The sequence below is a fragment of the Methylorubrum podarium genome (genome assembly GCF_022179745.1).
Lineage (GTDB): Bacteria > Pseudomonadota > Alphaproteobacteria > Rhizobiales > Beijerinckiaceae > Methylobacterium > Methylobacterium podarium.
Window position 1 is genome coordinate 1 of record NZ_BPRD01000219.1, and the last position, 13,955, is coordinate 13,955.

Below are 13,955 nucleotides of genomic sequence, written 5' to 3' on the forward strand. Positions count from 1 at the left end.
TCCTCGTCCTCGACGAGGAGGACGGTGCCCTGACCCGTGTGGTCGGTCGCCGGCTTGGGCGGCTCCGGCGCCCGCGCAACGGGGGAGGCGGCATCCGTACCCGGCTCGGACGGCCTCGGATCGCCCTTCACACCGGCATCCGGCCTCGGCTCGCCACCGTCGGAGCCGGCGGGCTTCGCGAGCGCGGGCATCTCGGGCTCGGACGTCACCCGGGGCGGCGGCACCGGCTCGGGCAGGGCCTCGGCGCCGGGCTCGTGGCGCGGCAGGTAGATGCGGAAGGTGGTGCCTTCGCCCACCGTCGACTGCACGTCGATGGCGCCGCCGGATTGGTTGACGATGCCGAACACCGTCGAGAGCCCGAGCCCGGTGCCCTTGCCGATCTCCTTGGTGGTGAAGAACGGCTCGAAGATCTTCTGGCGCACCTCGGGCGGGATTCCCTCGCCGGTATCGGTCACCTCAATCATCACGTGGTCGCCCGCCGGGATCCCCACCGGCCGCTCGCCGTCGACGGGGCAGTTGGCGGTGCGGATCGTCAGGCTGCCGCCGCCGGGCATCGCGTCGCGGGCGTTGACCGCGAGGTTCACGATCACCTGCTCGAACTGGTTCACGTCGGCCTTGATCGGCCAGATCTCGCGGCCGTGGCGGAAGTCGAGCTGCACGCGCTCGCCGAGCAGGCGCTTGAGCAGCAGTGTCAGGTCGGAGAGCGCCTCGCCGACATCCATCACCTCCGGCCGCAGGGTCTGGCGGCGGGAGAAGGCCAGCAGCTGGCGCACCAGGCTCGCCGCCCGGTTCGCGTTCTGCTTGATCTGCATGATGTCCTGGAAGGCGTGGTCGGTCGGCCGGTGGCTCGCGAGCAGCAGGTCCGAGTAGCCGATGATCGCCTGCAGGACGTTGTTGAAGTCGTGGGCGATGCCGCCGGCGAGCTGGCCCACCGTGTCCATCTTCTGGGTCTGCGCGATCTGCTGCTCGAGCTGGCGCTGGGCCGTGGTGTCGAGGGCGTAGAGGATCACCCGCTCGCGGTCGCCGTCGGCCTTGCCCTCGGCATCCGCGGCCTGCGTCCCGTCGGCATCCGCCGGGCTCATCCACACGCGGGCCGAGCGCTCGCCGGGTCCGGACAGACCGACCTCGATCGGTTCGAGGCCGCCGAATCCGTTGGCGGCGCGGGCGAGCGCGCTCTCGATGGCGCCGCGATCGCTCTCCAGAACCGCATCGCGCATCATCGGATCGGGCGCGTCGCGGCCGGCCTCCGCCGCCGGCTGGCGCGGCATGCCGGCGAACAGGCGGACGAAGGAGGCGTTGGCGCGGATCACGCGGCCGTCGCGGTCGAGGGTGGCGATGGCGATCGGGCTATTGTTGAGGAAGCGGGCGAGGCGCACCTCGGCGGCGCGCTGCGGCTCGTCGGCATCCGAGCCGGCGGAGCGGTTGAGCACGAAGGTGCGCGAGGGGCCGGGCGCCCCGTCCTGCCCGTAGGCGACGCGGTGATAGAGCCGGGTCGGCAACGGCTGGCCGTTGCGGCGGCGCAGATCGATGTCGTAGCGGTCGGTGCGCACCTCGCCGGGTAGGCCGGGCGCGGTGGTGAGCATGTCGGCGCCGGGCGCGATCTCCAGCAGCTTGAGCCCGCCCGAGCCGACGGTCGCGAGGTCGTAACCGAGCCAGGAGGCGAGCGTCGCGTTCATGTAGACGATCGAGCCGGCGGCATCGATCGACAGGAAGCCCGCCGGCGCGTGGTCGAGATAATCGATCGCGTGCTGGAGTTCCTGGAAGACGTTCTCCTGGCGCTCGCGCTCGTGGGTGATGTCGCTCACCGTCCAGAGCGCCGCGGAGCCGCGGTGGCGCGGGATCGGCCGCACGGCGATGCGGTACCACGCGAAGTCGCGGTCCGGCGCGCCGCCGGGCGGGGGCGACATCCGGATCTCTTCCGCGTAGGCGCGGTCGTCGCGGGACGCCTGCGCGAGCCGGTAGACGGCTTCGGAGACCTCGGGCGCGCCGACGAAGATGCGCTCGATGGAGCGCAGGTTCGAGAAGCTGTCGCCGCCGGCCAGCCGCATATAGGCCTCGTTGGCGTAGATCATCCGCCCGTTGTCCTCGACGACGAGCGTGCCCTCGGGGGCGGCGTCGACGATGGCGCGGGTGATGTCGTCGCGCGAGGCCGGGCCGGCGAGCTGCAGCGCGCCGATCGCGAGCGCGAACAGGAAGAACACGCCCGCCATCGCGAGCAGCGCCAGCAGGGCGAGGATGAGCGGCTGCGCCTGCTCGTTGGCGACGAAGGACAGCCCCACCGCCGCGCCGACGAGCAGCCCCGCCAGCATCAGCAGCAGGCCGACCCGGCCCGGCCGCTCCGAGCGATCGATCGAACCGGACGCCGGCACCGCTGGTCCGCTGACCTCAGCCATCAGGCCCTACCCATCCCTCGCACATGGCCGCCGCAGATGGCCACCGCACATCACCGACGACCTTGGCCGCTTCGCGCCCCGTGGGTCGTCGACCGCCGCGTTGTTTGCCGGAGCATTGCCGGACAATGGTGCATAAACCGTGGCGCCTGAACGACTTCGCCGTCCCACGCGGAGGCGGATCGCGCGTCAGGCGGCCCTTCGGCGCAGGCGAAGCACGAAACCGATGACCTCCGCAACTGCGCGATAGTGCTCGGCGGGAATCTCCTGATCCACCTCGACCGTGGCGTGCAGGGCGCGGGCGAGCGGCGGGTTCTCCATCACCGGCACATCGTGCTCGGCGGCGACCGCACGGATGCGCAGCGCCAGCGAGTCGACGCCCTTGGCGACGCAGACGGGGGCGGCCATGCCGGCCTCGTAGCGGAGCGCCACGGCGAAGTGGGTCGGGTTCGTCACCACCACGGTCGCGGTGGGCACGGCGGCCATCATCCGCTTCTTCACCCGCGCCTGGCGCAGCTGGCGGATCCGAGCCTTAACCTCGGGGCTGCCCTCGCTCTCCTTGTGCTCCTGCTTCATCTCCTCCTTGGTCATGCGCAGGCGCACGTGCCAGCGGTGGCGCTGGTAGAGCGCGTCGCCGAGCGCGATGGCGGCGTAGGCCGCGAGCATGCCGCCCATCATCTTGAGCGCGAGCGTGAGCGTGCCCTGGAGGGCCGCGCCGGGATCGAGCTGTGCGAAGGATTCGGCCCGATCGTGCTCGCTCCACAGGATCGCGCCCGCGACCGAGCCGACCACGACGATCTTGGCCAGCCCTTTGCCGAAATTGACCCAGGCATCCATGCCGAGCAGGCGCTTGGCGCCGGCCATGGGCGAGATGCGCGCGAATTTCGGCATCAGGCTCTCGGCGGTGAAGATCGGCCGGTGCTGGATCAGGCCGGCGGCGATGGCCGCGAGCATCGCGATGCCGAGCGGCACGGCGAGCGCCTTGGCGCAGACCCAGGCCGCCCGGACGGCGACGCCGAGATAGGTGCCCCCGTCCGAGGACAGGCTGCCGGCATGTTCGAGGAAGCCGCGCATGTCGCGGGTCAGCCCTTCGGCCACCGGGCGGGCCGAGAGCATCAGGGCCAGCGTGAAGGCCGCCAGGATGAAGAAGGTGTTGATCTCGGGGGAGTTCGGGACGTCGCCGCGCTCGATCGCCTGCTCGATGCGCCGCGGCGTCGGGTCTTCGGTCTTGTCCTCGTCGTCGGTCTCGTCGGACACCGGTTCAGGCTCCCCCGTTCCGGATCGGCGCGCGGACCGTCAGCGGCCGAGGAACGCGCCGAGATAGCGGCCGAGATCGTCCAGGAACAGTCCCATGACGAGACCCAGCGCCCCGACGAGCAGCATCATGCCGATCAGCACCGAGGCGGGAACGGCGAGGAAGAACACCTGCAGCTGCGGCATCAGCCGGGAGAGCACGCCGAGCCCGAGATTGAACAGGATGCCGAAGACGATGAACGGCCCGGAGATCCGCACCGCCAGGGCGAAGCCGCGGCTGAACGCGTCGAGCGCCAGCTTGGCGGCATCCGCCATGGCCGGCACGCCGCTCGGCGGCAGCAGGACGTAGCTGCGCCCGATCGCTTCGAGGGCGACGTGGTGCAGGTCGGTCGCCATGATGAGCGTGACGCCGAGCAGCGCCAGAAAATTGCCGAGTGCCGCCTGCTGCCCGCCCATCGTCGGATCGACGGTCATGGCGTAGGACAGGCCGAGCTGCTGCGAGATCACGGTGCCCGCGGTCTGGAGCGCGGCGACGATCATGCGCACGCACAGGCCCAGCATCAGCCCGATCAGGATCTCGCCGAACAGGAGGCCGATCAGGGCGGGGGCCGCCAGCGCCGCGTTGCCCGTCGGCAGCATCGGCCGCACGGTCGGGAACAGCACCAGCGTCACGAGGAGGGCGAGGGCGAGCCGGATGCGGCCGGCGATGAGCTGCTCGCCCAGTCCCGGCATCAGCATGATCAGGGTGCCGACCCGGGCGAAGGTGATGAGGAAGGCCGCCGCGAGGCCGGGCAGCAGCAGGTCGAGCGGCGTGGTCATGCCGGCTCATCCTACACGCTCGTCCGAGGTCGCGCTGCCGTTCCATCACCCGCCCGCGGCGATCCGGGCGGCGATCCGCGCCATGTAGGCGGCCATGGCGTCGCCGATGAAGGGGAGCATCAGCAGCATCACCCCGAACACCGCGACGATCTTCGGCACGTAGATCAGCGTCTGTTCCTGGATCTGCGTCAGCGCCTGGAACAGCGACACGATCAGGCCGACGACGAGGGCGACGATCATCAGCGGCCCCGCCACCTTCAGGAAGACGAAGATGCCGTCGCGGGCGACGTCGAGGATGGCAAGGCCGGTCATGGGGCTTTCGGCTTCAGCTGGGAGTGTCGGCAGCATCCCCCTCCCGGCACGCGGGGAGAGGAAAGAAACGCTAGATCGGCATGCGCATGATCTCTTCGTAGGCGGAGATCACGCGGTCGCGCACCGCGACCAGGGTCTGGAGGGCGGTCTCGCTCTCGGCGACCGCGGTCACCACGTCCACCACGTTGGCCTTGCCCGCCGCCGCCGAGAGGGCGGCGCGGTCGGCCTGCGCGCCGGACTGCGCCACGCTGTCGAGGCTCTGCTGCAGGAGGCCGGTGAAGCCGCCCGGCGCCGTCAGCCCCTGGGCCATGCCTTGGGCGGGCTTCGGGGCGCCCGGGCGGGCGAGGCTCTGGGCGGCGCCGTAGGCGCCGGCGGCGAAGGCGGAGGTCGTCATCGGGGCTACGCCTTCAGGATCTCGAGGGTGCGGGAGATCATCCGCCGCGTGGCGGTCACCATGTTGAGGTTGGCCTCGTAGGAGCGCTGGGCCTCGCGCATGTCCATGTTCTCGATGAGGCCGTTGACGTTGGGCAGGCGGACCTCGCCGCGGGCATCAGCGGCCGGGTTGCCGGGATCGTGCTTGGTGCGGAACGGCGTCGGATCGCGCCGAACCCGGCCGGCCTCGACGACGCTGGCGTTCAACTCGCGGTCGAAGCGGCTCGTGAAGGTCGGGATCTTGCGCCGATAGGGATCGCCGCCGGCGGTCTGCGCCGTCGAATCGGCGTTGGCGATGTTCTCGGCGATGATGCGCATCCGGCCGGACTGCGCCTTGAGGCCGGAGGCGGCGATGCCGAGGCTCTTCAGGAAATCCATGACGGTCTCCGCTTACGGATATCAGCGCTTGCCGACGGCGATCTTCAGGGCGTCGAGGCTCTTCTGGTAGAGCGAGGCGACGAGCTGGTAGTCGGCTTGGTTGTCGCCGGCCTTCATCATCTCCTCCTCCAGGTTCACCCCGTTGCCGGAGGGGCGAACCTCGAAGCCCTTGAAGCGGCGCGGGTCGGCGTTCGGCCCGGCGCTCGTCGAGGTCCCGATATGAGCGGAATCCGTGCGGGCGACCCCGTCGCCGCCGACGGTGGCCCCGATCGGGGCGGCGAGACCGGCGGAGGCGGCGGAGGGTTCGGCGAGGTCGCGCGGGCGGAAGCCCGGCATGTCGGCATTGGCGACGTTCTCGGCGAGCAGGGCTTGGCGGGCCTGATGCCAGTGCATCCGGGTCCGCAGCATGCCGAGCAGGGGCAGGTCGGTGAGCGACATGATGCCTCGAGGCCGGGCCGGCGGGCGATGCGGTTCGGGAGGCCGCGGATCCGGACCCGGCAGAAACTGCCGCCTGCATGGTTAAGGACCCGTTAACCGGGCAAATCCTGCCGGGTGCCCATTCTGCCGCACGTCGCCCCGACGGCGGGGAATGGCCGGTTTCGACCGCACCGAGTTGTTAACGAAGTGTCAGCCTTTGTTGCCGGGCGGCAAGGCGGCGGCGATAATCGAACTCTGTATTGCGTGGGGCCGAGATCATCGCCCGCCGGCTCCGGACATCGCTGGAGGCCGCGCGGCGACGCCGGAGCCCCGACTTAGAAAGACGCGGGTCTTGCAAGCGTTCTTCAGTTCCGAGGGCTCCTACGCCCTGCAGTTCCTGGTGATCTTCCTCGTCATCCTGGTGCTGTTTCTGATCGCGGCGCTGCTGTTCATGCGGCTGTCCGGGCGCGGTCTCACCCTCTCGGCGGGGTCGGGCCAGCGCGGGCGCCAGCCGCGGCTCGGCATCGTCGACATCTACGAACTCGATCGGCAGCGGCAGCTCATCCTGCTGCGGCGGGACAACGTCGAGCACCTGCTTCTGGTCGGCGGCCCCAACGACGTCGTGGTCGAGCGCCATATCCAGCGCGGCGCGGGGAGCCGCTACGCCCCGGAGGGGCACGCCCGTACGGGCGAGATCGGGTCCGCCGAGTCCGGCGGGCTGGAGCCGCCGCGCACCGATCCTTTCTTCGACTCGCCGATGCCGCCGACCTTCGCGATGCCGGAGGTCGTGCCGGCCGCCGTTCCCGGTGCCCCCCCCGCGACCGACCGGGCGCCGCCCCTCGATCCCGGCCTGTTCGAGCCGGAGGTCTCGCCCGGCGACGCTCCGGTCCGGCCGGCGACGCCGGTCAGCCGCCTGATGCGCCGCACCGCGCCGCCCGTGGTCAGCCCGCGCCCGGAAGTTGCGTCCGAGCGCGGCCCCCGCGCCGAACCCGCGGGCACGCCGGCCCCCGTGCCCGAGCCGTCACCGGTCATGGCCAGCCGTGAACCGAGATCGGTCGATCCGGCCGTCCTGTCCGACATGGCGCGCCAGCTCCAGGTCGCGCTGAAGCGCCCCTCGTCCGCCGTCACGCCGCCGCCCGGCGCTCCCCAGGAAATCCTGCCTCCGCCGGCGGCCCCGACACCGGCTCAGCCCGTGTCCTCGGAGCCCGATCCGGTCGCGGCGGCGATGTCGGCCACGGGAGCGTCACGGCCGCCCGAGCCGCCGCGACCGGCCCCCATCGCGCCGCCGCCGGCTGCGGCGGCCAAGCCGGAACCCGCGCCGGTTCCCGTGGTGAATCCGCCCCAAGTCGAGCCGAAGCCGGCGCCACCGGCCAAGCCCGTCGCGCCACCTCAATTCGTGGCGCCGCCGAGACCCGAGCCTGCGAAACCCGAAGCGCCCAAGCCCGAGACGCCTAAACCCGAAACGCTCAAGCCCGAGCCGCCGAAAATGGACCCGTCGAAGGCCGACGCGTCCGAGCCGGGGGCTCAGGGCCAGAACCCGTTCTCGGTGGAGGAAATCGAGGCGGAGTTCGCCCGCCTGCTCGGGCGTCCGCTCGACAGCAAGAACTGAGACCAGCAAGGTCATCCGGTCATCGACCGCACCGTCGCGGCCGGCGCCGCAACGGCCCGCGGTCGCGCGTTTCTTGAGGCATCCGAGGCATGGAGGTGCTCGTCGTCGGGGCGGGGGTGGTCGGACTCGCGGTCGCGCGGGCTCTCGCCCTGCGCGGCGTTTCGGTCATCCTCGCGGAGGCGGCCGACGCGATCGGCACCGGCGTGTCGGCCCGCAGTTCGGAGGTGATCCACGGCGGGATGTACTACCCGCCGGGCTCGCTGCGCGCCCGCCACTGCGTCGAGGGACGTCGCCGCCTCGTCGACTTCTGCGAGAGCCACGGCGTGCCCTTCCGGCTGTGCGGCAAGCTGATCGTGGCGACGCGCGAGGCCGAGCGCCCGACGCTCGAGACGATTCGTTCGCGCGGGGTCGAGAACGGGGTCGAGGGCCTTGTCCTGCTCGAACGCACCGAGGCCGTCGCCCTGGAGCCGGCCCTGTCCTGCGTCGCGGCACTCCACTCGCCCGCGACCGGGATCGTCGACAGCCATGCCCTGATGCTCGCCCTCCTCGGCGATATCGAGGATGCCGGCGGCGTTCTGGCGTTGCACACCCCGATCGAGGCCGCCGAGCGACGGGAGGGGCGCTGGCAGGTCCGCTTCGGCGGCGCAGCGCCGGACCGGTTGGAGGTCGATGGCCTGGTCAACGCCGCCGGCCTCGGCGCGCAGGCGCTCGCCCGCCGGATCGAGGGGTTGCCACCAACCGGCGTACCCCGACAGGTGCTGGCCAAGGGCAGCTATTTCGGGTGCGGCGGCCGTCCCGCCTTCACGCGTCTGATCTACCCGGCGCCGGTCGAGGGAGGCTTGGGCATCCACCTGACCCTGGACCTCGCCGGCCGGATGCGGTTCGGGCCCGACGTCGAATGGGTGGAGGCGCCGGGCTACACGGTCGATCCGGCCCGGGCCGAACGGTTCGAGGCGGCGATCCGGCGCTACTGGCCCGGCCTGCCCGACGGGCGCCTGATGCCCGACTATGCTGGCATCCGACCGAAGCTCAGCGGTCCCGGCGAGCCGGCGGCGGATTTCCGCATCGACGGCCCGGCCGAGCACGGAATGCCGCTGCTGGTCCAGCTCTTCGGGATCGAGAGCCCGGGCCTGACCTCCTCGCTCTCGCTGGCCGAGGCGGTGGCCGACCGGCTGTTGGTCTGACGCTAGGCCGCCCGCATCAGATCGGCCGTCGTCCCGTCCGCGACCTCGTCGGTGTGGACCGCGAACGCGACCAGCCGGGCCGTTCCGAAGCTCGTGGAGATCGCGCAATCCGTCGCGTCGCGGCCGCGTGCCATGACGATCCGGCCGATCCGCGGCGTGTTGTGCCGGGCATCGAAGGTGTACCAGCGTCCGCCGAGATAGACTTCGAACCACGCGGAGAAGTCCATCGGATCGGGCACGGCCGGCACGCCGATATCGCCGAGATAGCCCGTGCAGTACCGCGCCGGGATGTTCATGCAGCGGCAGAAGGCAATGGCGAGATGCGCGAAGTCGCGGCAGACGCCGACCTGCTGATGATAGCCGTCGAAAGCGGTGCGCGTGGCGTCGGCCTGCATATAGTCGAAGCGGATCCGCTCATGCACGTGATCGACGATCGCCTGGACCCGCGCCCAGCCTTCCGGCGTGTGTCCGAAGAGCTGCCACGCGAGCCCGCACAGTCGGTCGGTGTCGCAGTAGCGGCTCGCCATCAGGTAGAGCATCACGTCGTCCGGCAGGGCGTCCACCGGCAGTTGGGCGGCGTCCGGCACGACCGGGTCGGGCAACCCTGAATCCGCCACCAGAAAATCCGCCGAGATCGCGAGCCGGCCGGCCGGCGCGACGATGCGGGTGCAGACGTTGCCGAAGGCATCGAGCGACTGCCGCTGCGGAATCGGCGGGTCGAACCGGATGGTTTCGGGGCTGCGCAGATCGCCCTGGCGCGAGGGGTGGACGCTCAGCAGCAGCGACATCGGCGTCGCGGCGTCCGTCTCGAAGGTGATGTCGTACCCGGTCTTGATCAGCATGGAACGGCCTGCAACGTGGTTCTCTCGGCCCGGGGAGCAGAATTCGGACGAGGTAAGCCGGTAAGTTGCGAGATTACGGGCCGTTCCGGCCGGGCGCTGCACAAATGTTCCGCAACGCGCCGACTTGCGCGGCACCGGCCTGCCGGGACGTTGGCGCGCATTGCCGCTGCAGTGCACTCTTGGGTATGGAAGCGTCCATGTGGACCGCCCTCTGGAATCGCCTCGCCCATCCGGGCCACTTCCTGCGCTGGTCGGGCGCGGCCTTGCCCTGGCTCGCCGCCGTCTCCGGCCTGCTCGTCGCGGCCGGGCTGTACCTGACCTTCTTCGTGGTGCCGCCCGATTACCAGCAGGGCGACACCGTGCGGATCATGTACGTGCATGTCCCCGCCGCGATCCTCGGCATGGGCTTCTACGGGGCGATGACCCTGTCAGCGATCGGCACGCTGGTCTGGCGCCATCCCCTCGCCGACGTGTCGCAGCGCGCCGCGGCGCCGATCGGCGCGGCCTTCACCCTGATCTGCCTCGTCACCGGCTCGCTCTGGGGCAAGCCGATGTGGGGCACCTACTGGGTCTGGGACGCGCGCCTGACCTCGATGCTCGTGCTGTTCCTGATCTATTGCGGCATCATCGCCCTGTGGCGGACCATCGAGGATCCGAGCCGGGCCGCGCGCGCGGTCTCGATCCTGACGCTGGTCGGCGCGGTGAACCTGCCGATCATCAAGTTCTCGGTGAACTGGTGGTCGACGCTGCACCAGCCGGCCTCGATCCTGCGCATGGGCGGCTCTTCGATCGATTCCTCGATGCTCTACCCGCTGCTCGAGATGGTGCTGGCGATGACGCTGCTCGGCGTCACCCTGCATCTGCAGGCGATGCGCACCGAGATCTATCGCCGCCGTGTCCGCACGCTGCTGATCCGGCAGGCCGAGCGGCTCGATGCCGGTGCGCAGGAGACCGTTCCCGTCACCCGCGCCGCCGCGACCCTTCCCGTCGGACAGGCGATCTGAGATCGAGCATGGACTTCGGACCCTACGCCCCCTTCATCGCCGGCTCCTACGGCTTCGCCGCCCTGGTGCTCGGTGCGCTGATTCTCAACGGCTGGTGGGACGGGCGGGCGCAGCGCCGCGCGCTCGCCGAGCTTCAGGACGACAGGGGAGGGCGGCCGTGAGCGCGCAGGGCTCCGGGGCGATCCCGCCCGGCACCGGCGAGCGTCCCCGCCGCTCGCTCCTCGTCCTGTTGCCGGTCGTCGTCTTCGCCGTGCTGGCGGTGACCTTCTTCGTGCGGCTGCGCTCGGGCGCCGACCCGCAGGCGCTGCCCTCGGCGCTCATCGGCAAGCCGGTGCCGAGCTTCGCGCTCGGGCCGGTGAACGGCCTGCAGGCCGACGGCAAGCCGGTGCCCGGCCTGTCGAGCGCGGACCTGAAGGGGCAAGTGACCGTTCTCAACGTCTTCGCCTCGTGGTGCGCCCCGTGTCAGGTTGAGCATCCGATGCTGATGCGCCTGGCGCAGGAGCCCGGCATCCGACTCGTCGGCATCGATTACAAGGATCCGGGGGATGCCGGGCGGCGCTGGCTGGAGCGCCACGGCCTGCCGTTCTCCGCGGTCGGCGCCGACACGAGCGGCCGCGCCGGAATCGATCTCGGCGTCTACGGCGTGCCGGAAACCTTCATTATCGGGCCCGACGGGGTGATCCGCGACAAGCTCGTCGGCATCCTGACGCCGGAGAACTACGCCAGCGTTCTGGGCCGCATCCGCGCCGCCGGCCGGGCCGCGCCCGTGACCAACTGACCGGCGCGCGCACCGCGCGCTTGGAAACCCGGGATCGGAGGCGTATGCAGCCCCTGCCGGCTTGAAACCGTTCCAAGGTGAAAGGGCCGCGCGCTCGGCTGAAACCGCGATCGAAGAGTGCCATGCGGATCGGGCTGTTCGTCCCCTGCTACGTCGATGCCTTCGAGCCGGAGGTCGGCATCGCCACGCTGGAACTGCTGGAGCGCTTCGGCCTCACCGTCGAATATCCCTACGATCAGACCTGCTGCGGCCAGCCGATGACGAATACCGGCTGTCACCAGGAGGCCGCCGCGACCGAGGCGCTGTTCGTCAGGAATTTTTCGGGCTTCGACTACGTCGTCGCCCCGTCCGGCTCCTGCGTGCATCAGGTGCGCGAGCACCTCACCGCGATCCCGCAGACCGACGAGGTGAAGGCGGTGCGGGCCAAGACCTTCGAACTCGTCGAGTTCCTGCACGACGTGCTGAAGATCGAGGACCTGCCCTGGGCGTCGTTTCCGCACAAGGTCGCCTACCACTCGAACTGCAATGCGCTCCGCGGCATCGGCCATGCGCGGCCGACCGAGCTGAACCGCCCGTTCTTCTCCAAGCCGCTCAACCTTCTGAAGAAGGTGAGGGGGCTGGAGGTCGTCGACCTGACCCGGCCCGACGAGTGCTGCGGCTTCGGCGGCACCTTCTCGGTGTTCGAGCCGGCCGTCTCCGCCAAGATGGGCTACGACAAGGTCACGGATCAGGCCCGCGCCGGCGCCGCGTACGTCGTCTCCGCCGATTCCTCCTGTCTGATGCATCAGAAGGGCTGCGCCGAGCGCCTCGGCGTGCCGCTGAAATACATCCACATCGCCCAGGTGCTGAACGGAGCCGCCGCATGAGCGCCGACGACCTGACCCCGCGCCAGACCGAGGACGTGCTTCATCGCGAGGTGCGTGCCCCCTCCGACGAGAGCGAGCGCGGCCCCGCCGGCGAGCGCCTTCAGCACGCCGAAGCCGCCTCGAAGCCGATCCGCGCCGACGCCCCGCGCGAGCCGCAGCCCCGCGGCGCGAAAGTGCGCGGCAACAAGCCGATCGATCAGGCCGAGGCCGCGGAGCGCTTCCTCGCCGCGCCGCTGCACCAGAAGGCCCATGACGAGCGCCTCTGGGACGTGCGCCGCAAGCGCGATGTCGCCGCCCACGGCATTCCGGAGTGGGAGGAGCTGCGCGAGCTCGCCTCGCAGATCAAGACGCATACCCTGACCCATCTCGACCGCTACCTCGAACAGTTCGAGGCCGCGGCGAAGGCGAACGGCGTCCACGTGCACTGGGCCGAGGACGGGGCGGCGCACAACCGCATCGTCCTCGACATCCTGAGGAAGCACGGCGCGAAGTCGCTGGTGAAGTCGAAGTCGATGCTCACCGAGGAGTGCGGCTTCCGCCACTTCATGGCGGCCCACGACATCGACGTGATCGAGACCGATCTCGGCGAGCGCATCCAGCAGCTCGACGAGGAGGAGCCGAGCCACGTGGTGATGCCGGCGGTCCACAAGACGCGCCTCGACGTCGCCGACGTCTTCGCCCGGACGCTCGGCACCGATCCCGACAACGACGACGCCCACTACCTCGCCGAGAGCCAGCGCGAGACCACGCGCCCGCTGATCCTCAAGGCCGATGCGGGGCTGACCGGCTGCAACTTCGCCATCGCCGAGACCGGCACGGTGGTGACCTGCACCAACGAGGGCAATGCCGACCTCTCCGGCAACGTGCCGCCGCTGCAGATCCACTCGATCGGAATCGAGAAGCTGATTCCTCGCGTCGAGCATCTCGGCGTGTTCATCCGCCTGCTCTCGCGCTCGGCTTTGGGCTCGCCGATCACGCAGTACACCTCGCATTTCCGCGGGCCGCGCGCCGGCACCGAGATGCACATGGTGCTGGTCGATAACGGCCGCTCCGAGCGGCTGGGGATGGAGGAGTTCTGGACCTCGCTCAAATGCATCCGCTGCGGCGCCTGCATGAACACCTGCCCGGTCTACCGGCGCTCCGGCGGCCTCTCCTACGGTGCGACCTATTCCGGCCCGATCGGGCTCATCATCGACCCGACCTTCAACAAGCGGAAATACTCGACCCTGCCGTTCTCCTCGACCATGAACGGCTCCTGCACCAACGTCTGCCCGGTGAAGATCAACATCCACGAGCAGATCTTCGCGTGGCGCAAGGTGCTGGCCGAGGAGCACCAGATCCCGCTCCTGAAGCAGGGCATGATGAAGGCGGCCGGCGCCGTGCTGAGCCGGCCCGCCGCCTACCGCGCCGCGATCCAGACGGCCGATTCGGCGCTGCGCGTGCTGCCGCGCTTCGCCGTCTACAATCCGGCCAACACCTGGGGGAAGAAGCGCGAGATGCCCCACGCTCCGCGGCAGAGCTTCCACGCGTGGTACCGGCAGAACCGCATGAAGAAGGGGACCGACGCGTGAGCGCCCGCGACGCCATCCTGGAGCGGCTGCGCACCAACCGCCCGGCCGGTGACTTTCCGCTGCCCGAGGTGCCGACCTTCGCAGCCCTCGTCGGCGAGG

15 protein-coding genes are annotated in these 13,955 nt (G+C 70.5%); 7 read left to right on the plus strand and 8 right to left on the minus strand.

Annotated elements, in window-relative coordinates; translation table 11 throughout:
• The 7 genes from MFF42_RS11855 to flgB form a co-directional block, all read right to left on the minus strand.
• The coding region (locus tag MFF42_RS11855) for an ATP-binding protein (protein ID WP_238255925.1) at positions 1-2,393 on the minus strand (2,393 nt) is incomplete at its 3' end.
• Between the two features lie 186 nt (positions 2,394-2,579).
• Complete coding sequence (gene flhB, locus MFF42_RS11860) at positions 2,580-3,647, minus strand: flagellar biosynthesis protein FlhB (protein WP_238255926.1); 1,068 nt, start codon at positions 3,645-3,647, stop codon at positions 2,580-2,582.
• 39 nt (positions 3,648-3,686) lie between these two features.
• A complete protein-coding gene (gene fliR / locus MFF42_RS11865; protein WP_238255927.1) occupies positions 3,687-4,463 on the minus strand; it encodes a flagellar biosynthetic protein FliR in 777 nt (258 codons plus the stop codon).
• A gap of 45 nt (positions 4,464-4,508) precedes the next feature.
• The gene (gene fliQ, locus MFF42_RS11870; RefSeq protein ID WP_238255928.1) at positions 4,509-4,775 is read right to left on the minus strand and encodes a flagellar biosynthesis protein FliQ; all 267 of its coding nucleotides are present in this window, start codon (positions 4,773-4,775) and stop codon (positions 4,509-4,511) included.
• Positions 4,776-4,845: 70 nt separating this feature from the next.
• Positions 4,846-5,169, minus strand: a complete 324-nt coding sequence (fliE, locus tag MFF42_RS11875; protein ID WP_238255929.1) for a flagellar hook-basal body complex protein FliE — start codon at positions 5,167-5,169, stop codon at positions 4,846-4,848.
• Positions 5,170-5,174: 5 nt separating this feature from the next.
• A complete protein-coding gene (flgC, locus tag MFF42_RS11880) occupies positions 5,175-5,585 on the minus strand; it encodes a flagellar basal body rod protein FlgC (RefSeq protein WP_238255930.1) in 411 nt (136 codons plus the stop codon).
• Between the two features lie 21 nt (positions 5,586-5,606).
• A complete protein-coding gene (gene flgB / locus MFF42_RS11885; RefSeq protein ID WP_238255931.1) occupies positions 5,607-6,023 on the minus strand; it encodes a flagellar basal body rod protein FlgB in 417 nt (138 codons plus the stop codon).
• 331 nt (positions 6,024-6,354) lie between these two features.
• On the opposite strand from flgB, the gene MFF42_RS11890 reads away from it, so the two are divergent.
• Both MFF42_RS11890 and MFF42_RS11895 read left to right on the plus strand, forming a co-directional pair.
• Entirely contained in the window at positions 6,355-7,611 is a 1,257-nt protein-coding gene (locus MFF42_RS11890) for a hypothetical protein (protein WP_238255932.1), read from the plus strand.
• A gap of 89 nt (positions 7,612-7,700) precedes the next feature.
• Positions 7,701-8,795 (plus strand): NAD(P)/FAD-dependent oxidoreductase, encoded by a 1,095-nt coding sequence (locus tag MFF42_RS11895; protein WP_238255933.1) that lies wholly within the window; start codon positions 7,701-7,703, stop codon positions 8,793-8,795.
• Positions 8,796-8,797: 2 nt separating this feature from the next.
• Here MFF42_RS11895 and MFF42_RS11900 read toward each other — a convergent pair whose 3' ends face one another.
• The gene (locus MFF42_RS11900) at positions 8,798-9,637 is read right to left on the minus strand and encodes a transglutaminase-like domain-containing protein (RefSeq protein WP_238255934.1); all 840 of its coding nucleotides are present in this window, start codon (positions 9,635-9,637) and stop codon (positions 8,798-8,800) included.
• A 104-nt stretch (positions 9,638-9,741) separates the two neighbouring features.
• Here MFF42_RS11900 and MFF42_RS11905 point away from each other — a divergent pair, with 104 nt between their 5' ends.
• From MFF42_RS11905 to MFF42_RS11925, 5 genes are all read left to right on the plus strand, one after another.
• Positions 9,742-10,641, plus strand: coding sequence for a heme ABC transporter permease (locus MFF42_RS11905; RefSeq protein ID WP_492975655.1), 900 nt, complete (start codon positions 9,742-9,744; stop codon positions 10,639-10,641).
• 8 nt (positions 10,642-10,649) lie between these two features.
• A complete protein-coding gene (gene ccmD, locus MFF42_RS11910; protein WP_238255936.1) occupies positions 10,650-10,802 on the plus strand; it encodes a heme exporter protein CcmD in 153 nt (50 codons plus the stop codon).
• Positions 10,799-11,419 (plus strand): DsbE family thiol:disulfide interchange protein, encoded by a 621-nt coding sequence (locus MFF42_RS11915; RefSeq protein ID WP_238255937.1) that lies wholly within the window; start codon positions 10,799-10,801, stop codon positions 11,417-11,419. Before ccmD ends, MFF42_RS11915 begins: the two co-directional genes overlap by 4 nt.
• Positions 11,420-11,541: 122 nt before the next feature.
• Positions 11,542-12,285, plus strand: coding sequence for a (Fe-S)-binding protein (locus MFF42_RS11920; RefSeq protein WP_238255938.1), 744 nt, complete (start codon positions 11,542-11,544; stop codon positions 12,283-12,285).
• Complete coding sequence (locus MFF42_RS11925; RefSeq protein ID WP_238255939.1) at positions 12,282-13,856, plus strand: lactate utilization protein B; 1,575 nt, start codon at positions 12,282-12,284, stop codon at positions 13,854-13,856. Before MFF42_RS11920 ends, MFF42_RS11925 begins: the two co-directional genes overlap by 4 nt.
• Positions 13,857-13,955 lie beyond the last annotated feature (99 nt).